This is a genomic window from Sphingomonas beigongshangi (assembly GCF_016820445.1).
In the GTDB taxonomy this organism is placed as follows: Bacteria; Pseudomonadota; Alphaproteobacteria; order Sphingomonadales; family Sphingomonadaceae; genus Sphingomonas; species Sphingomonas beigongshangi.
In genome coordinates this window covers 257,040-277,557 of sequence record NZ_JADHDT010000008.1, presented here as the reverse complement: position 1 = coordinate 277,557, position 20,518 = coordinate 257,040, and the positions used below count along the sequence as shown (strand labels likewise).

At 66.8% G+C, this 20,518-nt stretch carries 20 protein-coding genes; 7 read left to right on the top strand and 13 right to left on the bottom strand.

Annotated elements, in window-relative coordinates:
* Positions 1-349 precede the first annotated feature (349 nt).
* The 12 genes from IQ292_RS15810 to IQ292_RS15755 all read right to left on the bottom strand — a co-directional run bounded on the left by IQ292_RS15810 (position 350) and on the right by IQ292_RS15755 (position 12,132).
* Positions 350-2,014, bottom strand: coding sequence for a putative bifunctional diguanylate cyclase/phosphodiesterase (locus tag IQ292_RS15810; protein WP_203311265.1), 1,665 nt, complete (start codon positions 2,012-2,014; stop codon positions 350-352).
* A 136-nt stretch (positions 2,015-2,150) separates the two neighbouring features.
* Positions 2,151-2,312, bottom strand: coding sequence for a hypothetical protein (locus tag IQ292_RS15805; protein WP_203311264.1), 162 nt, complete (start codon positions 2,310-2,312; stop codon positions 2,151-2,153).
* A gap of 105 nt (positions 2,313-2,417) precedes the next feature.
* The gene (arsB, locus tag IQ292_RS15800) at positions 2,418-3,482 is read right to left on the bottom strand and encodes an ACR3 family arsenite efflux transporter (protein WP_203311263.1); all 1,065 of its coding nucleotides are present in this window, start codon (positions 3,480-3,482) and stop codon (positions 2,418-2,420) included.
* Complete coding sequence (arsC, locus tag IQ292_RS15795) at positions 3,482-3,910, bottom strand: arsenate reductase (glutaredoxin) (protein WP_203311262.1); 429 nt, start codon at positions 3,908-3,910, stop codon at positions 3,482-3,484. The genes arsB and arsC overlap by 1 nt, the downstream gene beginning before the upstream one ends.
* 14 nt (positions 3,911-3,924) lie before the next feature.
* The gene (locus IQ292_RS15790) at positions 3,925-4,254 is read right to left on the bottom strand and encodes an ArsR/SmtB family transcription factor (protein ID WP_203311261.1); all 330 of its coding nucleotides are present in this window, start codon (positions 4,252-4,254) and stop codon (positions 3,925-3,927) included.
* 73 nt (positions 4,255-4,327) lie between these two features.
* Positions 4,328-6,154, bottom strand: a complete 1,827-nt coding sequence (locus tag IQ292_RS15785; protein WP_203311260.1) for a DUF885 domain-containing protein — start codon at positions 6,152-6,154, stop codon at positions 4,328-4,330.
* A gap of 271 nt (positions 6,155-6,425) precedes the next feature.
* Positions 6,426-7,778 carry a transporter gene (locus tag IQ292_RS15780; RefSeq protein WP_203311259.1) on the bottom strand — a complete coding sequence of 451 codons (1,353 nt, stop codon included), beginning with the start codon at positions 7,776-7,778 and terminating at the stop codon, positions 6,426-6,428.
* Positions 7,779-7,816: 38 nt separating this feature from the next.
* Positions 7,817-8,539: a hypothetical protein gene (locus IQ292_RS15775; protein ID WP_203311258.1), complete on the bottom strand. Its 723-nt coding sequence runs from the start codon at positions 8,537-8,539 to the stop codon at positions 7,817-7,819.
* Between the two features lie 2 nt (positions 8,540-8,541).
* Positions 8,542-9,249, bottom strand: coding sequence for a C39 family peptidase (locus IQ292_RS15770; protein ID WP_203311257.1), 708 nt, complete (start codon positions 9,247-9,249; stop codon positions 8,542-8,544).
* Positions 9,246-9,614, bottom strand: coding sequence for a hypothetical protein (locus IQ292_RS15765; protein WP_203311256.1), 369 nt, complete (start codon positions 9,612-9,614; stop codon positions 9,246-9,248). The genes IQ292_RS15770 and IQ292_RS15765 overlap by 4 nt, the downstream gene beginning before the upstream one ends.
* An 83-nt stretch (positions 9,615-9,697) precedes the next feature.
* Positions 9,698-11,227 (bottom strand): hypothetical protein, encoded by a 1,530-nt coding sequence (locus tag IQ292_RS15760; RefSeq protein ID WP_203311255.1) that lies wholly within the window; start codon positions 11,225-11,227, stop codon positions 9,698-9,700.
* Between the two features lie 194 nt (positions 11,228-11,421).
* Positions 11,422-12,132: a helix-turn-helix transcriptional regulator gene (locus tag IQ292_RS15755; RefSeq protein ID WP_203311254.1), complete on the bottom strand. Its 711-nt coding sequence runs from the start codon at positions 12,130-12,132 to the stop codon at positions 11,422-11,424.
* Between the two features lie 57 nt (positions 12,133-12,189).
* Here IQ292_RS15755 and IQ292_RS15750 point away from each other — a divergent pair, with 57 nt between their 5' ends.
* From IQ292_RS15750 to IQ292_RS15730, 5 genes are all read left to right on the top strand, one after another.
* On the top strand, positions 12,190-12,672 hold the full coding sequence (locus IQ292_RS15750) for a hypothetical protein (RefSeq protein WP_203311253.1): 483 nt from the start codon (positions 12,190-12,192) through the stop codon (positions 12,670-12,672).
* Positions 12,673-13,158: 486 nt separating this feature from the next.
* Positions 13,159-14,622 carry a TolC family protein gene (locus IQ292_RS15745; RefSeq protein WP_238941154.1) on the top strand — a complete coding sequence of 488 codons (1,464 nt, stop codon included), beginning with the start codon at positions 13,159-13,161 and terminating at the stop codon, positions 14,620-14,622.
* Positions 14,622-15,623 carry an HlyD family secretion protein gene (locus IQ292_RS15740; RefSeq protein WP_203311251.1) on the top strand — a complete coding sequence of 334 codons (1,002 nt, stop codon included), beginning with the start codon at positions 14,622-14,624 and terminating at the stop codon, positions 15,621-15,623. The genes IQ292_RS15745 and IQ292_RS15740 overlap by 1 nt, the downstream gene beginning before the upstream one ends.
* Positions 15,620-16,765 carry an ABC transporter permease gene (locus IQ292_RS15735; protein WP_203311250.1) on the top strand — a complete coding sequence of 382 codons (1,146 nt, stop codon included), beginning with the start codon at positions 15,620-15,622 and terminating at the stop codon, positions 16,763-16,765. The genes IQ292_RS15740 and IQ292_RS15735 overlap by 4 nt, the downstream gene beginning before the upstream one ends.
* Positions 16,762-17,871 (top strand): ABC transporter permease, encoded by a 1,110-nt coding sequence (locus IQ292_RS15730; protein WP_203311249.1) that lies wholly within the window; start codon positions 16,762-16,764, stop codon positions 17,869-17,871. Before IQ292_RS15735 ends, IQ292_RS15730 begins: the two co-directional genes overlap by 4 nt.
* A 55-nt stretch (positions 17,872-17,926) precedes the next feature.
* Here IQ292_RS15730 and IQ292_RS15725 read toward each other — a convergent pair whose 3' ends face one another.
* The gene (locus tag IQ292_RS15725) at positions 17,927-18,934 is read right to left on the bottom strand and encodes a zinc-dependent alcohol dehydrogenase family protein (RefSeq protein ID WP_203311248.1); all 1,008 of its coding nucleotides are present in this window, start codon (positions 18,932-18,934) and stop codon (positions 17,927-17,929) included.
* A gap of 328 nt (positions 18,935-19,262) precedes the next feature.
* On the opposite strand from IQ292_RS15725, the gene IQ292_RS15720 reads away from it, so the two are divergent.
* Entirely contained in the window at positions 19,263-19,823 is a 561-nt protein-coding gene (locus IQ292_RS15720) for an alpha-ketoglutarate-dependent dioxygenase AlkB (protein ID WP_203311247.1), read from the top strand.
* Positions 19,823-20,491 (top strand): 3'-5' exonuclease, encoded by a 669-nt coding sequence (locus IQ292_RS15715; protein WP_238941153.1) that lies wholly within the window; start codon positions 19,823-19,825, stop codon positions 20,489-20,491. Before IQ292_RS15720 ends, IQ292_RS15715 begins: the two co-directional genes overlap by 1 nt.
* The last annotated feature ends 27 nt before the right edge of the window (positions 20,492-20,518 follow it).

The following is a 20,518-nucleotide window of genomic DNA, read 5'->3' as shown; positions in this document are numbered from 1 at the left end:
CGGGGTGGAGCAGCCCGGTAGCTCGTCAGGCTCATAACCTGAAGGTCACAGGTTCAAATCCTGTCCCCGCAACCAACGTATCATCATCCGCACCGCCCTAGGACTAGTCCAGGGCGGTTTTTTGCGTGCCATTCCGCTTGAGGCTTGGCGTCCGGCCTGTCCTTCTTCGTCGGATCGGCCGTGAGGCGCAGCGGCCGCCCCGTACGGGGGGACGATTCTGTCGAAGCCGTGCAGCTATGTGGCGCCGGCGATGTCGTACTGTCCTACGCCCGGGCGACGTGCGGCACGCCCGGTCGACGGTCGGGCGTTCGCTGGGCCATCCTCGCGCGCGCGCATCGCCACGCTGCGATCAGAGGGCGTAGCGGCTGTCGACGGTCGGCGTCGGCGACGTCGTGCGGGCGAGGAACCAGGCGGCTAGCTCCAGCGCGGGCATCGGTTTGGCGAAAAAATAGCCCTGAACGCGCTGGCAGCCGAGGTTGGTGACCCATGCGAGTTGCGCCTCGGTTTCCACGCCTTCTGCGACGCAGTCGAGTTCGAGCGTCCGGCACAAGGCCAGGATGCCCGAGAATATGTTGCGGCCGAAGGATTCATCCATGTTTTCGACGAAGCTGCGGTCTAGCTTCACCTTGTCGAATGGGAGGCGCCGCAGGTGCCCCAAGCTGGAATAGCCGACGCCGAAATCGTCCAGCGCGAAGCGGGCTCCCAGCGCCCGCAGCGACTGTATCCCCCGGACCGCCGCCTGGAAATCGCGCATCAGGGCCGTCTCGGTCAGCTCGAAGGTGATGCGCTTCGGATCGATGCCGCCTTCTTCAATCAGATCCATCAGTTTTCGAAGCGTTTCGGGGGACGTGATGTCCTTTGCGGACAGGTTGAACGACAGGCGTATCGACGGCGGCATGGCGCCGAATTCGCGCAGCGCCTTGCGGAACAGTGCGATCGTTATGTCGTGGATGATGTTCAGCTTCTCCGCGGCGACGATGAAGCGGTCGGGCGGCACGGGGCCGAGACTGGGAGACGTCCAGCGCCCGAGCGCTTCGACCGACAGCACGTCGCAGCTGTGCGTGCAGAGGATCGGCTGGTAGCAAACGTGGAGTTCGCGCTCGAGATCGGCCGCGAGCAATGCTGTCTCGACGGCGCGCTCGGATCGGATGAGGTTTTCGTGCTCGAACGAGAACAGGGCGCAACCGCCGCGTCCGTTCATCTTCATGTGATAGGCGGCGTAATCGGATCGGTCGAACAGCTCGTGCACGGCACTGCCGGCGTCGGGACAGGTGGCGATGCCGGCCGAGCAGCCGATCGAAATCGTCTGTCCTTCGATCACGAATGGCTTGGACAACGCATCGCACATGGCCTGGCCGGCGGAGCGTACGTCGCCAATCGGGTCGGCGAACAGGACGCCGAATTCGTCGCCGCCCAGCCGGGCAAGGCTGACGCGCTCGCTCGCGAAACTTTCCAGCCGCGCACCCACCTCGACGAGCAGGCGGTCCCCCCAGGCATGGCCGTAGGTGTCGTTGATCGCCTTGAAGCGGTCGAGATCGAGCACGCCGACCGCCATGCGGCGGTTCTCGCGCTTGGCGTCCTGCAGCCATTGTTCGAAGCGATTGAAGAAGAAACGACGATTGGGCAGCCCGGTGAGCATGTCGGTGTGCGCGAGATGCGCATTGTCGGCGCTGAGGCGCTGGGTCTCCTCCTGCTTGCAGACGAGTTCGGCCTTGGAGCGGATCATGTTGGTGAAGGCGGCGAAGCCATTCAGCAGCACGCGCACCATGACCCCCGTCACCAGGGCGATGTTGAGCGCCATCGCAGTGAACACGGGATCGCCCCGCCAGAGATAGTAGAGGAGATACGGCACCGTGACGATCGCGGTGACGAACATCGCCGCGGACGGCAGATTGTACAGGCAGAAGATGCAGCCGATCACGGTCGCCGCGATGAACAGCGCGACATGGGCCTGCTGTTCCACGCCGCCATATTGGTTCATCAGCATCGACCAGGCCAGGAAGACCGCACCCAATATCCCGGCAGGATCGTGGTGCTGACCAGTTGGGCCCGCGCGGCTTCCACCGTGACGGCATGGGCTTCGGGCGCGCGAAGCCAACAGACGATCCGCCACCCGCACGTCGCGATCAACGCGCCAAGGAACCCGACCGTCACCCAGACCGGCGCATAGGCGAAATGCGTGTAGGTGACGGCAGAGGCGTTGAGGATGAGCTGTACAGCAGCGGCACCTGCCGCTTCAGCTCGCGATATTGCGCCAGAATCAGGCTTGGCTCTCTGGAAATGGCCAGCCAACCGACCAGGGTCTTTGCCATGCGCCCTTCCTATCGGGGGCGGGCTAAAATACTGTAAATCCCGGCGGTTAAGAGAGATCAGGCAGGTGCGCTGCCTGACTTCCCGCGCCTTTCCCGCACCTTGGCTCAGCGGGCTGCATGCTCGTACCAGCCGCGCGTGCGCCTGACGATCGCGACCACGCTGAGCATGACCGGCACCTCCACGAGGACGCCGACCACCGTCGCCAGCGCCGCGCCGCTCTTCAGGCCGAACAGGCTGATCGCCGCTGCGACGGCCAGCTCAAAAAAGTTGGACGCGCCGATCAGCGCTGCCGGCGCCGCTACGCACCAGGCGACGCCCAACCGCCTGGACAGCCAATAGGCGATGCCGGCGTTGCAATAGACCTGGATGAGGATTGGGACCGCGATCAGCGCGATCACGGCCGGCTTGCGGACGATCTGCTCGCCCTGGAAGCCGAACAGCAGGACCAGCGTCGCGAGCAGCGCGACGAGCGAAACCGGCCCGAGCGCTGCCAGCAGCCGGTCGAGCGCCGCGCGCCCGCCCGACGCCAGTATCGCCCTCCGGAGGACTTGCGCGACGGCGACCGGCACGACGATGTAGAGGGCGACGGAAAGCAGAAGCGTAGCCCAAGGCACCGTCACCGAGGCGACGCCAAGGAGCAAGCCGACGAGCGGCGCGAAGAGGAAGACCATCAGAACGTCGTTCAGCGCAACCTGGCTGAGCGTGTAGGTCGGCTCGCCGTCGCAAAGGTTCGACCAGACAAAGACCATGGCCGTGCATGGCGCCGCGGCCAGCAGGATGAGTCCGGCGATATAGGATGGAATCTCCTCCGTCGGCAGCAGCGGCGCGAACAGCCAGCCAAGGAAAATCGTGCCCAGTGCCGCCATCGAGAAGGGCTTTACCGCCCAGTTGACGAACAGGGTAACGGCGACGCCCTTCCAATGCTGTCGTACGCTTCCAAGCGCGTCGAAATCGATTTTGAGCAGCATGGGGACGATCATCAGCCAGATCAGCCCGGCGACGATCAGGTTGACCCGCGCGATCTCCGCGGACGCGATCCTGGCGAAGGCGTCGGGCAGGAGATGCCCGAGCCCGATCCCTGCGAGAATGCAGAGCGCGACCCAAAGGGACAGGTAGCGTTCGAATGCGCGCATGCCGGAGGCAGGCGCCTCGGCCGGAACCGTCGCCATCAGCGTACCCGTCGGCCGTCGGCGTCGACGACCTGTTCGCCGTCTTCCTTGGCGAAGGCGCCGCGCTGCGGCTCGGGCAGGATGTCGAGCACCATTTCCGATGGCCGGCACAGGCGCACGCCCAATGGTGAGACGACCAGGGGACGGTTGATCAGCATCGGATGCGCCATCATCGCATCGACGAGCGCGTCGTCGGTCAGGGACTCGTCCGCCAGGCCAAGTTCGCCATAGGGCGTATTCTTCTCGCGCAGCAATTGACGCGGGGTGATGCCGGCGCGGGTTATGAGATGGGTCAATTGCGTGCGCGACGGGGGCGTCTTCAGATATTCGACGACATGCGGCTCGATGCCCGCGTTGCGGATCAGAGCCAGCGTGTTGCGTGACGTGCCGCACGCAGGATTGTGGTAGATGACGATGTCGATGGTCATAAGCGCTTCCGTCGTCAGCAGCAGGAAAGATCGGCGAGCAGCGGCTCGCACAATTCGGGTCGCCCCTCGCAGCAGTCCCTCGCCAGGAAGGTCATGAGCCTGCGCAGCGTGTCCAGATCGGCATGCTGGATCTGTTGGCGGCCACGTTTCTCGGCGACGACGAGACCCGCCTTTGCCAGAACGGCAAGGTGCGTGGACAGCGTACTCTGCGTCAGCCCGACCGCCTCGACGAGGGCGCCCGTCGAAAGCCCCTCAGGCGCGTGTCGCACCAGCAGCCGGAACGCCTCCAGGCGCGTCGGGTGCGCAAGCGCGGAGAGCGCAACCAGCGCGTCGTCGGTCATCATGCATCGGCATTACCCGATGTTTCGACCATGGTCAAATCCCATCGGAAAATGCCGATACATCTCGCCTGTGCGGTCAGACCATCCGAGCACGCTCCTCGACGATCCGCTCCAGCATGGAAAGCGGCATGGCGCCGGCCTCCAGCACGTCATGGAAATGCTTGATGTCGAACCGTGCGCCAGCGATCGCCTTGGCCTTCTCGCGCGCGCGCAGCCACGCGGCATGTCCGATCTTGTAGCTGCAGGCTTGCCCCGGCGAGACGCAATAGCGTTCGACCTCGCGCTGCGACCGACCCGGTGCGAAACCGACCGTATCCACGAGATACCGGGTCGCCTGATCGTGCGTCCAACGCTTGGTATGGATACCGGTGTCCACCACGAGCCGCGCGGCGCGGAACAGGAAGGACTGCAGATAGCCCGCGCGTTCGACGGGCGACGCATAGCCGCCGAGTTCGTCGGCCAGCTGCTCCGCATAGAGTGCCCAGCCTTCGAGATAGGCGTTGAAGAAGGCGATCTTGCGCAATGGGTGCGTAGGCGCGCGCTGCGCGGTCGAAATCTGCAGGTGATGGCCGGGCACGCCTTCGTGGTAGGTCAGGCTCGGCAGCGAGTATTTCGGCCAGTCGGCAACGCTCTTGAGATTGATCCAGTAGATCGCGGCACGCGAACCATCGAGCGGCGCGCGGAAGTAATAGCCGTTCGGTGCGCCGTCCTGGATCTCCGGCGCGACGCGCTTGATCTCCAGCGGGGCGTTGGGTGGATTGGTGAACGCCTGCGGCAGACGCGCCTGCATCGCCCGTACGCTGGCGTTGAGGCTGGCGAGCAACGCCGCTCGTCCCGCGTCGCTATCCGCAAACAGCTGCGCCGGCAGGCGGTTGAGCTGGTCGAGACGGGCGCCCACGCTGCCTTGCGTCAGACCCTGGCCGCGCAGGATCGGATCGAGCTGCGCGGTGAGTTCGGCGACCTGTTCCAGGCCCATGCGATGCACATCGTCGGGCGACAGGGTCGTGGTGGTCGCCTGCGCCAGTGCCGCGGCATAGAGCCGATCGCCGTCCGGCAAGGCCCAGACGCCGGCCGCGCTGCGAGCCGACGGTCGCAGCGAACGGAGCAAAGTGATCTGCCGGTCGAGCGCCGGATAGACCTGTTCAGCGACGATACGGGCGGCGCGGGCTTGCCAGTCACCGGTGATGTTTGCCGCGCTCGTGCGGCGGGTCAGCGCCTGGACCAGCTGACTGTCCGCGGGGGCGGGGGACCTGAGTTTCGCCATCTGGCCGAGCGCGAGATCAAGCGAGAAATCGGGGGCGACCCGGCCCTTTGCCGCCTCAAGCCGCTGCACTTCGGTCTGGTTGTCCAGTTGTCGAGACATCAGCGCGAGGCGATCGAGATAGGCCTGCGCATCCTCGGCCGTCTTGACCGGATGGGTCGAGGCGAGGAAATCCGGCAGCGAGAAGTAGACGCCATCCTGTTGGGAGATGGGGTAGGGGCGCTGCGGCGAGGACAGGCCGAACTGCTCCGGCCCGACTATGTTCGATTTGATGTTGTACAGAACAACCTCGCGATCGATGCGCGCCTGCGGCGAGAGCGAGGCAGGGTCGACGGCCGTGATCAGCGCATAGGCTTTCCGGTTTCGCGCCAGATCCCTGGCGATGGCGGCATAGCTGTTGTCACCCAGCTTGTGCCGCAGATCAGCGTTGCTGCCGGTGTCGAGGCCAAGCGAGGTGGCGAATTCCGGTGACGCGCGAACGGTTTGGTCGAGCACCTGGTCGAACGCGGCGTTCAGTCGCGCATCGCCCGGCGATGGCGTCGCTGCCGGGCCGGCGGGTGCCTGTGCCAAGCCGTTGCGGGCGGGGAGCGCGGTCAATCCGGCGGTTGCCGCACTGGAAAGAATGAAGGTGCGACGATCCATGCCGATTTCCCCTGACCATACGGTGTTTTGGCGAAAGCTAGGCGACCGAGGGGACGCGATGCAACCCAGCCTTCGCCGGATACCGCTTCCGCGCACTTGGATCAAACTAGGCCGGCGCTGGGTCTAGCGTCCCCGTCGTCATGCGCGACGGGAATGCGTGCGGGGGCACTGGCCGCATCTGGTGGGGCGGGAGCGATCGCTCGGTTGTTCGCCAGGCGCGCCGGCCAGGCCGGCTTGCAGCCCCAGGCAGTTCGGCGCCCGTGTCCCGGCGTTATTTCGGCATGATCAACACCAGCGGGACACGCAGGACGGTTCGCACATCGGCGGCGTCGTCGGTCGCGCCCACCTCCACCGACCAGTTGATGCTGGCGCGGTCGGTCGCACGATAGGTCACGCCGAACAGCAGCCGGGCAAGTTGCAGGTCACGCGACGTCTCCTCGAAAAACGCGGGATCGGTGGGCCGGGGGTTGATCAGCGAGGTGCGCGTCCGGGTGCCGAATGCCCAGCTGTGGGCATAACCCAGATTGATCGACGTGCGCTCGTTGAGCGAAATGCCGATGCCCGCGCTGAACGACAGCGCATCGCCCGGCTTGACGTAGTTGATGCGTACCGGCGGGATTTCGGTATTCACGCTCTTGCCGAAGTTGCGGGTATAGCCGATCGTCCCGAACAGGACCGCCGGATCGCTCGGCAGGATGGCCGTGATGCTGGGCGACACGCCCCAAAAGCCGGCCCCCGTCGCAGCCTTGGTGGCTTCGCCGGTTGCCAGCCGCGGTACGGCGAACGGGTCGCTGCCGGTCGGTGCGACGACCTGAAGATTGCCCACGAGATAGGGAAGACCCCGTCGCCCGGTGAGGATCTGGTAGCGCGCCGACAGTTCGACGTCGCCGATCCCGCTCCCCCGCGTGGAGCTGTTTATCTCGCGCGCGGCATCGTTGTTCGTACTGCCCTGGACAGGCACCAGCACGGAGGTGTCCCAGCGCTGCACGAAGGGTACCCGCGCGCCGAGCTCCAGCCGGTCGGTGACGCCGTAGCGCGCCGCCAGTGACCCGGTTATGATGTCCTGCCGGCTTTCGTTGATGTTGAATTCGCCGACCAGCACCGATTCGACGATTTCGATGCCGCGGAACAATGCCCGGTTACGATCGGCTCGGGCGTAGTCGAACTGAAGCTCGCCGGTAAGCTGGCCCTTGCGCGTGACGACGCTGCCCTCGCTGCCGAGGACCGCCACCTCGGGCGGACGGTCTCGATCGGCGGGACGCGTGCCGACGCTCTCGAGCCGTGGCGTGGGCGTGGCCGCGACCATCGTCGCGGGGTCGCCCGGCGTGCTGGCCGCGCTCGCCTGCGCGACGGCGGCGGCCGGCTGCGTCGCGCCCGGACCGCTGGCGGCGGCCCCCGTCGCCAAGACGAGGCTGCCCATCCGCGCTTCCAGCGCCGCGAGGCGTGCCTCCTGCGCCTCGATCTGCCGGCGCTGGGCCGCGATCTCGGCGCGCGCGGCCTCAAGCTCACGCTGCAGGATCTTCGTCTGACCGAGCGACTGACCGGAGGGCCGCGACTGCGCATGACCGGCAGCCGGCGTCAGGATCGTCGCTGCGATCAGGGCTATGCGCCAGCTTCGTATCATGTCGTTCCCCCCGGCGAATGTTCGTGTTTCCCGCACTGTCAGCGTACCATGCCCCGACCGGCGTCGGCCGCCAGTGCATCCACCTTCAACACCGCGCTGCCGAGTGTCAGTGCGGTCGCATCATGCAGATCGATGCCAATCGTCGTCACCGTATCGATCGTACGATCGTTGCCCGCATTGAGGATCGCGGTCGCGACCGATTGGCCGACCAGATGCGCGACACCGATCTGGTCCCCGACCAGCATCACCTGCGACCCGTTGGGCAGCGTGGAAAGCGAGACGAGGCCATCGGGCGTCCGCACCGCCGGGCCACCTGCCACCACGGCGATCGGCACCAAGCCCGCCTGCGCTTCGGTGGACGTAGCGCCGGTGCGGACGGTACTGACCGTGGGCAGCGTGATCTGCGCGCCCGTCGGGCGGTTGAACAGCACCGACACACCGTTCGCGAGTGTAGGGGCGGTGCCGGCGCCGGTCGCGGTTTCGGTGCCCCCGGCGGGTGTCGCGACGCTACCGTCGCGACCGAAGACCTGCAGCGTGGAGCCCTGATCGATCGTCAGCACGGTCCGCAGGATCGGCGTTCCGTTGAGCAACGTGTCGCTGGTGACCGAGAGGGCCAGCGAGCCGCCCCCCGGCAGAATGAACTTCCCGGTCTGCGTCGCGAGTTCCGCCTCGGGCAGCGGAGGGCCGAAGTCCTGGCCCCGCACGATGGTCGCCGGTGTGGCCGCTCCCACAAGTGCACAGCCGATAAGAAGTGCGCGCATCGTCAGAAGTCCCGGTAGAAGGGCGCGCTCAGCGTCAGCGCCTGCAGACTGAGCGGATCCAGGAAGGGCGTATTGATCGGCGCGCGTGCGAGCGGTTGCCATTGGCGGACGCCGTTGAAATTGCTCGTGCCGACGGGCGTCGCCGAGTTCAGCACGAAATAGACGCCGTTCCACATGCGTTGAAACGCCTCACGCGGCATGGCGTGAAGGCCCAGGCTGGGATCGCCGAGCAGCACCGTATCGGCGGTGATCCCTTTGACGACGACGAAATGACGATAGCCCTTGTAGGTGATCAACGCGATCCCGGGCAGCCGCCGTGCCGCGATCGCATCCAGCGTCACCTTGTAGCCGTCGGACTGGAGATGGCTGTCGGCGAGATAGCGTTTCATGTCGAGCAGCGAGAAGCCGACCTTGCGGATGTTGGCCTGGTCGCCCTGACGCCACATGCCGGTGAAGACGTCCGCCTCCGACCGCGGCAGGCCGTAATGATAGCGCAGCAGCGTGGCGAGTGCGGCGGAGCCGCAGCTGAAGTCATATTGCTGACGCACGACGGTAGCAAACTTGCGCGCCAGCATCGAGGCGACGGGGACCTGATAATCGGCGATCGCACCCGAGGCGCCGGCGAAATGCGGATCGGCAGGCGCGATCGTGGCGGCGCAGCCCGTCAGGCCGAGCATCGCCGGGATCAGCCAGGCCGGCGTCGGCCTCATTGCGGACCGAGGTTGATGACGACGTTCATCGCCGAATTGATCGCGACGTTGTTGCCGCTGTTGGCGCTGATGACGGCGAGGCCGGACAGGTTCGAAAACGCATGGCCGTCGATCGTCACCGACCCCGTCACCGAATTGCCGGTGACCGAATTGTTCGACACCGTGTTGCGCTGGTCGGCGGCGGCGATCTGCGTACCGCGATCCTCGCGGCCCGCAACCGTGCCGAGATCGGCGTCTCCGAGCACGGTGCCATCCGCGAAGGCCGGCGACTGCTGATCCGCCGCCGTCGTGCGGTCCTGGGCCAGGGCAGGTGTGGCAGCGGCCAGGCTGCCTATCAACGAGAGAGCGCGGATGATGCGGCGCATGACGATCCCCTTTGTCCATGCCGGACGGCGACGCTAGGAGGGAGGCGGCCGGCGCAGCGCCGACCGCCCCAGGTGGGCTGCGATCAGCGCGTAATGTTGCCGGCGGTCACCGCCACGCTCACATTGGCGTTCTGGGACGCACCCGCGCCGGTGTTGACGTTGAGCGCCTGCATGCCAGCGAAGTTCTGGAACGCAGTGTCGCCGGTCGTCAGGCTGTTGTTCGTCGTGCTCGATTCACCCGCCGAACCGGCGAAGTTCACCTTCACCCCGCTGACGTAGTTCGACAGCGCCGAGGTCGCGACGACCGCGCTGTCGCCGAACGTGCTGCTTGGCGAGACGGTGGAACTGCCGGCGGTTTCCGTGGTCGTCGTCGTATACGCCAGGGAGGTATTTTCGGTGTTGTAGGTCTGGTTGTTGTTGTTGGTCGTCGCCGTGTTGTTGCTGTTGTTCGTGGACGAGTTGCTGTTGTCGACCTGATTGTTGTTGTTGGTCGTGGCCGTGTTGCCGCTATCGTTGGTCGACGCGTTGGTGGCGTAGGTCTGATTGTTGTTGTTGGTCGTGGTATTGGTGGCGGTGTTGTTGCTGTCGGTCGTGTTGCCGCCGTTGTAGCTGCCGTTGGTCGAACTGTTCGAGTTCTGGCTGTCGGCAATCGACGTATTGCCGCTGTTGTTGGTCGAGGCGTTGGTGTTTCCACTGTCGGCCGTCGACGTGTTGCCACCGTTATTGCTGTCGTTCACCGAGTGGTTCGACGCGTCCGTCAGAGTCACGTCGCCGACCGTCGTCGATCGATCCGTGTTCGTGGTCGACGCGGTGTTGCTGGTGTTGGCGGTGTTGGTCGTGTTCGACGTGTTGCCGCCATTGTAGCTGCCGTTGGTCGAATTGTTCGTATTGTCGGTGGTCATCACGTTGCCGCTATCGGTAACGGATGCGTCGGTGTTGTTTGTCGTGGTGGTCGACGTCGTGGTATTTCCGCTGTTGTTGGTCGAGCTGTTGGACGCCAGCGACACGTCACCGACTTTCGTCGAACTGTCCGAATTGCTCGTCGTGTTGGTCGAGCTCATGTTTGACGTATTGCCGCCGTTGTAGCTGCCGTTGACGGAAGCATCGGTGTTGGTAGTGGTGGCGGTATTGGTGGTGCTGGCGGTATTGCCGCCGTTGTAGCTGCCGTTCGCCGAATTGTCGGTACTGGTGTTGGTGTTCGTATTGGTGGCCGTGTTGCCGCCGTTGTAGCTGCCATTGGCCGAATTGTCGGTGCTGGTGTTGGTGGCGGTGTTGCCACTGTTGTTGGTGGAGCTGTTCGAGGCGAGCGAGACGTCCCCGACGGTCGTCGAATTGTCGGTGTTGGCGGTGCTGCTGGTGCTCGTGTTATAGCTGCCGTTGGCCGAGTTGTTCGTGTTGTCGACCGCGACGGGATTGTAGCTGCCGTTGACCGAGTTGTTCGCGGCATCGGTCCGCGTCGTGTTGCCGGAATCGCTGATGTTTCCGGTCGCGATGCTGTCGTTGCGCGCGGCCGACTGGCCTGCGCCGGAGCTGCTGTCCTGCGCGGCAGCGGCGGAAGCGGTCGCGGCGAGCAGGGCGGCGACCGACGTACTGATGATCAGGCTCGATTTCATGCTCATTGTCCCTTCGAAGGAGTGCGAAAGGAGCGCCGTCCCCCTTTTCGCGAGGATCACCGCCCGTTCCATCGGAACAATGGTTAATTAGTCGTTCAGCTTTGCCTCATTCTCCCTTCATGTGGGAGCAAAACCATTCTCATTCGGGGTTTTTCTGCTCCCCAAAAGGGGGGGGCGCGATGCGGCGCGTCCTGTCAGGCCGCGTCGAACAGCATCTCGCCGCTGACCGCGCGTTGATAGCGGAGGAAGAGCTGCAGCAGGTCGGTCTGACGATGCATGTCGGTCTTCGCGAACACCTGCTTGAGATAGGTGCGCGCGGTATCCGTCTTGATCCGCATGCTTGTTGCCGCCTCGCCCAACGTCATGCCCCGAGCGAGCGAGGCGACGAGTTGGGTTTCGACCGGCGAGAGGCCGTGTAGCTGGCAGATCGTCTCAAATCCGTGCGCAAAGCTGGTTTCCGGGCGCATCAACCGGACGATCGCGGCGGCGCCGCCGGAAGGGGCATCGGCGTCGCCGTCGGCCCCGACGTCACTCGCATGCCCTCGGTTCGCCGGGGCAATCACGGCGATCAGTGGTCGCTCCGCTCCCGTGCGCTCCAGCAGGAGCATGGCGCCCCGTTCCCGCTGGCTTTCCCGATGCCGCGGCGGCGCGACCACCGCATCGAGCGCGGCATGGAACCGCACGGCATCATGATATCGCGTCGGGCGGAGCGCGTTGCGCCGCAATTCCACGCCGTCGCCCGCATCGAGGATGGCCTGAGCCGACGCATTGGCGAAGAGCACGGTCTGATCAGCGCTGATGATGACGACGCCGCACTCGCTTTGCTGCAACGCCGCCTCCAGCGCGCACCGCCGTCGGTCTGCCTGATCGCGTTGCGCCGAGATCGCCCGCATCGCGCCGGCCATCACGCCCAGTCCCGGTGCGAGCGTAAGCAATTGCGCGGTAACGGCGGGGTCTTCCAGATGATCGCGGGCGAAGGCGAGGATCAGATGTCCGTCACGGTCGGCACCACCCGTGGCGACAATCAGCCCGCAATGGTCGGGCGTCGCTGCTTCCCGGATCCAGCTGAAGCCCCGACGCGATATCGGCGGTGCGGCGTCGATCAGCGTCCGCATAGCGGCGCGATCCGTCTCGGTACGCGCCACGAGTCCGATCGCTTGGCTCTGCTCAGGCAATCCCCCGCTTTCGCCAGGCACGACGATGCAGCCGGCAATGGCACCGACCGCGCGGCAAAGGCCTTCGACGAAGCGATCGACCGGGGGAAGGCTGGAGATCGGTATGGGCGACTCGGCGTCCTCGGCGGGCGCCAGAAGAAGCAGCTCGGCAAGATCCAGATCCACCATTGCTCTCTCTCCCGCTTCGACGCTCTCCCAAAAGCGTCAAGTGCCGCATTCAAACGGTTCTCCGGCCGGCATCAGTGTCGTGATCGGTGCACCCTACAATAACGTAAATCATTCAGTCATGGTAAATATTACTCAAAATGGAGCGGGCGCGCCAGCGCCGGCGTCGGTGTCCCCGGCCGACCCGTAGGGAGCATCCGGCGGCATGAGCCACTCTTTTCGCCCCGGAAAACGGCCGGTGCAAAGCCGCGTGCCGAGCATCGTCGCGCCGAGTCGCGCACAGGCTTTTGACCCGGCGGCTGCTCATATTGGGTGCGTCGGCATCCGCGAAACGATGTGCCGTCGGGCCAAATTCGGTGCGCTGCAGCCAAAGCCGATATAAACGCCCTTGCTCGAGCGGTGCTCGGGAGACACCCGAGCGGACGCCGGACATCCATCCGCGGCGCTCGTCCGCGCGTCGGCCAGAGTTGGCAGCGCCGTCTTTCTTGGGCCGCCGATCCGACAGGTCGAAGGATCGTGCGTCCGCACGGATTTCGATTTGCAATCGGACTTCGGGAAGGCGAATATCGTCATCCACGCTGAATGGACGCCATGCATTCCTCCGTCACCCTGATCGCGGCCGTCGTGAGCGCGGCGGCACAGGTGCAAGAACCGTCGCTGACCTATGCGGCGGCTCGGGCGCGAATGGAATCGTCCTCGCCCAGCCTGGCGAGTGCGGAGCACGCCGTGGCGGCCGCGCGCGAGGCGGCGGCGACGACGAGAACCCTGCACCGCCCGACTGTCACCGCATCCGCGCAGGTGCTGGAATATCAGAAGACGCTGGCCGTCGATCTGTCGGATGCGCGTTCCAATGCCCTTGGCGCCACACAGGATTTCCTCGTGGGGCTGCCCAATTCCCTGCCTCCGGCGTTTCAGCAGATCGCCAACGAGGTGGTGGGGCGGATCGATCGCGCCCTGCCGGGGCTGTTCGCGCTCATCCCCGACAGCCTTTCCTATCGTTACCGCGACACGGTGTTTCGGCCGACCGTGCAGGCCGCCGTACCGTTCTACACCGGAGGGGCGATCCCCGCGATCCAGCGGGGTGCGCGTGCCGGCGTGACGATGGCGCAGGGCCGCGCGGCGCAGGCCCGGGATCTGGCGCAGGTGAATCTGGTTCGGGTGTATTTCGGCCGCATCGCAGCACGTGCCCTGCGCGCGTCCGCACAGGAGACGCGGCAGGCGCTGGGCAGCCTTTACGACGATGTGCAGCGATCCGAGATCGCCGGCGTGACGCCGCGCGCCGCGACACTGGAGGCGGCGGTCGCGCGCGACGGCGCGGAGCGCGCGCTGCAGAGGGCGATCCTCGCCGACGAGGCGGCTGATGAAGACCTGCGCGACATTCTCGACATGCCGGGGGCCGCGCCGTCGACACCGCTGTTCGTGTCCAGCACCGCATTGCCGCCGGCCGAAACCTTCATGGGGGGCGAGGGTGATACGCCGCTGAGCCGGCAAGCCGATGCCGCGCGCGAGGTAGCGGGTGCCGCAGCCGATCTGGCTAAGGCGCGGTATCGCCCGCAGGTCTTTGGCTTTGGCGAGTATAACGCCAACAGCCGCAATGCGCTGCCCACCGAGCCCGACTGGGTGGTGGGTATCGGCGCGCGCGTGACGCTGCTGTCCGGACTCGATCGCGGGCATACGCTCGCGGCGGCACGGGAGGGAGAACGTGCCGCGGCAGAGGCAGGAAGGGCTGCGCGCAAGGAAGCGCGCGAGGCGATACGTCGTGCCTGGAACCTCGTCGAAGGCGCGCGGCGCTCGTTTCTGCTGCTCGACAGTTCGATCGCGGCGGCAAGCGAGAATCTGCGCGTGCAGCGCGTCGCCCTGCGCGAGGGGGAGGGGACGGTGACGCGGGTTGCGGGTGCCGAGGCGGCGCTTGCGGCCGCGCGCGCGCAACGCGTGTCGGTGGCGTATGAATATGATCTGGCGCTGGCGGGGTTGTTGACGGCAAGTGGGCGGATGGACGAATTCGAGATGTATCTGCGCCGCGCCGATCAGCATGTAACGGCCGAAGGCGCGTGATGGTCGAGGTCGTGGACGATACCGGTCCGTCCCGGCGAGGGCGGCTGATCCTTTACGGCGTGCTGGCAGCCGTCGCGATTCTGCTCGTGGCGGGGCTGTGGCTGGCGAGCCGCCCCGCGACGCCGCCGCTGCAAGGCGAGGTGGAGGCGGACAGCGTCAATGTCGCGACCAAGGCGCTGGCGCGCGTGGACAGGCTGATGGTCGACGAAGGGGACCGCGTGCGCGCGGGGCAGGTCGTGGCGACGCTGTCGAGCCCGGAGCTGGGCAATGCCGCGGTTCAGACCGCGGCAACGCTCGAGGGCGCGCGCGCGACGCGGTCGTTGACCGACGAGGGCGCGCGGCGCGAGGATGTCGCCTCGCTCCGGTCCACGTGGCTGGCAGCGCAGGCTACCGCGGACCTCGGCGCCGTCAGCGCGCGGCGCGCCGAGACCCTGTATGCCGAAGGCGTGATCGCCGCACAGCGGCGGGACGAGGCGCGCGCGGCGCGCGACAGTAGCGCGCGTGCGGCCGAGGCGGCGCACGCCCAATATGCGAAGGCGGTGGCCGGCGCACGTCCGCAGACCCGCCGCATCGCCGATGCGCAGGTTCGGGTCGCCCAGGCGGCAGACGCCACGGCACGCGCGCTGCTCAACGAGACGCGGCTGGTGTCGCCGATCGCGGGCCAAGTTTCGCGCCGCCTCGTCCGTGCCGGCGAGATCATCGGCCCCGTGCTTCCCGCGTTGCAGATCGTCGATGTCGACCACCCCTATGTCCTGCTCACGGTGCGCGAGGACGACCTGCATGGCCTTTCCGAGGGGCAAATACTGGAGGGCCGCGTGCCCGCGCTCGACCGTACGATCGCGTTCCGGGTTCGTCACCTGGCGGTGCAGGGTGAGTTCGCGACGTTCCGCGCGGATCGACAATCCCGTGGCTACGACGTGCGCGGTTTCGAGGTGCGGCTGGTGCCGGCCGGCCCGGTCGTTGGCCTGCGGCCGGGCATGAGCGTCCTGTTCACGCGATGACGCGCGGTGCGGCGTCGGCACCGGCCGCAGCGATAGCGCGGGGCTGGCGCGCCGAATGCACACGGCTCCGCCGCTCGAGACTCGACCTGATCCTGCTGACCCTAATGCCCGCGGTGCTGCTCGGCCTCATGGGCGCGATGATCGCGCGCGGATCGGTGCGCGACGGGCCGGTGGTCATCGTCGATCATGACGGCGGTGCGCTGGCACGCGCGATCCGCAGGACGGTGGACGCGTCGCCGATGCTGAGCGTCGCTGCCGTCACCCCGGACGTCGCCACCGCCATGACGATGGTACGATCCGAAAGGGCGCTCGCCATATTGGTCATTCCGCGCGGTATCGGGCTGGCCGGATCGCCGCCGGCGGAGATCCTGTACGAAGCGCAGTTCCTTGCCGCCGGGTCGACGGCACAGGCGGCCTTGCGGGCTGCCGTGACCCTGCGCGTCGCGGAGGCGGCGCCGCGTTCCGCCGGGGTCGACGGCATTTCGCCGGGGCGCGGACCTTTGCCGGGCGTCCGCCTGACGCTTCTGGGCAATCCGACCGCCAGCCTCGGCTGGTACCTGGGATTGCTGCTTGGTCCAGCAGTGATCCACCTGTTGTTCGCAGTCTCGGCGATCGGCGCCGTGGCCCCGCTGCTGGCCGGCAAGACCTTCGCCGGATATGCTCGTGTGACGGTGCGCCCGTCGCTCGATCTCGTCGGGCGGCTCGCCCCGCATGTGCTCGCCTGCTGGTCGTGGGGCACGGCGTGGATCGTCGCGCTGACGCTGCTCGGTGACTATCGCTTCGTCGGCAGCATATGGGCGGTGGCGGGCGGACTTCTCCTGCTTGCGCTGGCGACGGTGGGCGTCGCCCTGCTGCTGATCGTGACGACGCGGGAGATGGCCACCGCCCTGTCCGCCGCGGTGATCATCACCGGATCGGCGCTCGCCTATTCGGGTGCGTCGCTGCCGATCAACGGCGCGCCGCGGCTGGCACAGGTGTGGAGTGCCGCGCTGCCGCTGACGCACTATATCCGCTTCGAGATGGACGCGCTGATCGGTGCGCATCCGTTGCCGCTGTCAGTCGAGGCGGGGGCTCTGCTGCTCTATCCGCTGATCGCCGGAGGTTTGGGCCTTTGGCTGGTCGCGCGGAGCGCACGGGCATGACCCTGCGCGAAGCGTTCGAGCGCACGCTGATCGAGATCGCGACGACGCGCGAACTGGTGTCGCTCGCGATCGCCTCGGTGCTCTTCTACGCCTTCTATTATCCCGCGCCTTATGCGCAGCAGGCGGCGGAGGGCATGAACCTCGTCGTCGTCGATCAGGGGCATTCGCCGCTCGGTCGGTCGATCACGCGGGCCCTCGAGGCGAGCCGCTCGGTCCATGTGGTGGGCGAAGCCGTCGATCTGGCAGCGGCGGAGGATGCGGTGCTCGACCGGCGCGCGGACGGTATCCTTTTCCTGTCGCGCGATCTCGACGCGATCGCGACGCATCCTGCGGCGATCAGGCCCGGGGCCGGTGCCATGCTGGTGGTGAACGCCGCCTATGCCGTGCGCGCGGAGGCGATTGCGCTGACCCTTGCCGATACGCTGGTCGACGCGATCGCGCAGCGGGGCAAGGCGATCGACCGCAGGCTGCCCGATCCGGCAGGCCTCGTCCGCGTCCAGCCGCTGTTCAACACGACCGCCGGCTATCGCGATTACATTTTCCCGGCGGTCAGCAACATCATTCTCCAGCAGACGCTGCTGTTCGCGTCGGCGCGGCTCGCCGCCGAACGACGTAGACGACGCGCGGCGTTCGGCGGATTGCGGGCATCGCTGGGGACCTGGGCAGCGATGACGCTGATCGGGATTCTCGCGCAATCGTTCTTCTTCGGCTTCGCCTATTGGATCCAGGACGTGCCGCGGGCGGGAAACATCGCCGGGGTGGTGATGGCCATGCCGCTCTTCGCCGGCGCCGTGTCCGCGCTGGGGCTCGCGATCGGCCATGCGCTCGGCGATGGCGACGCCGCGCTCAAGCTGCTGATCCCGACCTCGGTGCCGCTCGTCTTCCTGGCGGGCTTCGCCTGGCCGCTGGACCAGATGCCCCCGTGGCTGGCGACGCTGGCCTGGGCGTCGCCTGCTACGCCGGCCATGCACCTCTTCGTCCGCTTCAACCAGATGGGGGCAAGCGTCGCGGAGGCGGCGGGGCCCCTGGCAGTCATGGCGCTGCTGGCCGCGGCATACGGCATGATCGCGATGACGATGCTGGCGAGGAAGGCCGCGGTGGCCTGACCTTCCGCAGAGCGACGTGCCGCCCGCCGGCGGCGTCCCTCAAGCCGGGAGCGCCCTACCACTCGATCCCGATCTTGCCGAAATGGCCGCCGCTCATCTCGTAGCGGAAGGCGTCGGCGAGATCTTCCAGACGGAAGCGGCGGTCGATCACCGGGCGGATGCCGCTGGCGTCCAGGGCGCGGATCATGTCCTGCTGCTCGCGGCGGCTGCCGACGATCAGCCCCTGCAGCCGGGCCTGCCGCGCCATCAGGGCGGCGGTGGGAACCTCGCCGGCGCCGCCGGTCAGGACGCCGATCAGCGAGATGTGGCCGCCGACCCGAACCGCCTCGATCGACTGGGCCAGCGTGCCTGGCCCGCCCACCTCGACGACATGGTCGACGCCGCGGCCTCCGGTCCAACCGCGTATCGCGGCCCCCCAATCTGGCTGGCTACGGTAATTGAGCGTGAAGTCGGCGCCCATGTCCTTCGCTCGCTGCAGCTTCTCGTCCGACGAGGAGGTGATGGCAACGGTCGCGCCCATCAGCTTGGCCAGCTGCAAGGCCCAGATGGACACGCCGCCCGTGCCGAGCAGAAGCACGATGTCCCCGGCCTTCAGCTTGCCGTCGACGACCAGCGCACGCCAGGCGGTCAGACCCGCGGTGGTGATGGTCGCCGCTTCGACCGCGTCATAGCCCCTGGGCGCCTTGGTACAGGCCGTGGCGGGCATGACGACATGGTCGCGCGCGAACCCATCCATGCCGTCTCCGGGCGTGCGGCTGAAATCGCCCACGATGGGCGGACCGTCCTGCCAGTCGGGAAAGAAACAGGACACGACGGTGTCGCCCGGCGCGACGTCGGCGACGCCATCGCCGACGGCCTCCACGGTCCCGGCGCCATCGGCCAGCGGGATGCGCCCGTCGGCGGTCGGCATCCGCCCGGTGGCGACGCCCAGATCGTGGAAATTGAGCGAACTGCCGTGAAGCGCCACGCGGATTTCTCCCGCACCGGGAAGGCCAGGATCGGGGCGGTCCTGAAGCGTCAGGCGGTCCAGCCCGATCGGTGGTTGCAGTGTCATCGCCTTCATCTTCGAACTCCGCCGGGGTGGAGCTAGCTGAACGGATGAAGCGCCAACGCTTTCCCGCGTATGGCACGATGCCCGCGCACGCCGGTCCAAGCTGCCCGGGCCTTAGCCTCCTTGCGGCGGCGTATCCCTCGCCCTACGTGATCCGAGACGGTGCCCCGTCGGGGGGTCAGGGCGTAAAGTCGGCCGGATCCGCACGTGTCGTCGGAGGCGCTGCATGCCTCGAACTTCGACGTGGCCGGACCGGCGGCACGCAAGCAGGAGCATCTCGCATGGCTGTCGGTCGGCGCCGTACCAAGCCTTCTCCCATAGCCATGAAAGTGGCGGATTGATGCTCGATCTCTTCGGGTTACCAGCATTGCCCGGCCTTGCGACCCGCCAAAGCATGATCACGGAGGAGGAGGAAGGCGTGTTGATCGACCGGATCGACGCCACCCACCTCGAACCCTTTCGGTTCCAGGGCTGGACGGGCAAGCGACTGACGACGTCCTTCGGGTGGAGCTACGACTTCGAAGTCGGCCGGCCCAAAGATGCGCCGCCGATACCGGACTGGCTGCTCCCCATCCGCGACAGGATGGCGGCATTTGCGCGGATCGACCCGGAAAAGCTCATCCAGGCGCTGCTGATCCGCTACGATCCGGGCGCGGGGATCGGCTGGCATCGCGACCGGCCGATCTACGGCCATGTCGTCGGTATCTCGCTCGGCGAGCCAGCGACGATGCGTTTCCGGCGGCGGCGGGCCGGCGGGTTCGACCGCGTGGCCGTGCCGCTCGACCCGCGCGGCGGCTATCACATGGACGGTCCCGCCCGGTACGAATGGGAGCATAGCATCGCACCGATGGGACATCCCCGCTGGTCGATCACCTTCCGCAGCCTTGCGGAGCAGTCGTGATGGACGCGGGCTACGATGTGACGGAAGCAGCCGCCGGCCGCGCCGACACACCCGATTTCGTGGTCGTCGACGTCGAGACCGCATGCTCGCAGGTCAGCAGCATCTGCCAGATCGGGATCGTGGGCTTCCGCGATGGCAGGGAGATTTTCGCGTATGAAACGCTGATCGACCCTCTCGACCGTTTCTCTTCGTTCAACATCCGCATCCACGGTATCACGTCCGACCGCGTGATTGGTTCGCCGACGTTCGCCGAGGTCCACGGGATTGTGGCAGGACATCTGACCGGCCGCATCGCCGTCGCGCATTCGCTGTTCGACAAGGGCGCGCTGGCGGCGGCATGCCTGACCCACGGGCGCGAGCCGATCGAGGCGACGTGGCTCGACAGCGTGCGGGTGGCGAAACGCGCATGGCCGGACCTGCCCAGTCACCGTCTCAACGTCCTGACGACGTTCCTGGGCTTGCCCCACAAGCACCATGATGCGCTCAGCGACGCACGCGCCGCCGGGATGGTGATCGTCCGTGCGATCGAGCACACAGGCATGGACCTCGCCGGCTGGCTCGCACCGGCAAGTCCCAGGCGACGTTCGCGATCGTCCAAACGTGTCGACGGCGATGGCGTGTCGAACGGCGCGCCGGCCGTATCGACCGAACGACGGCCAGAGCCGTGAGCGCGATCGTCCGGCCCAGCCTGGGCC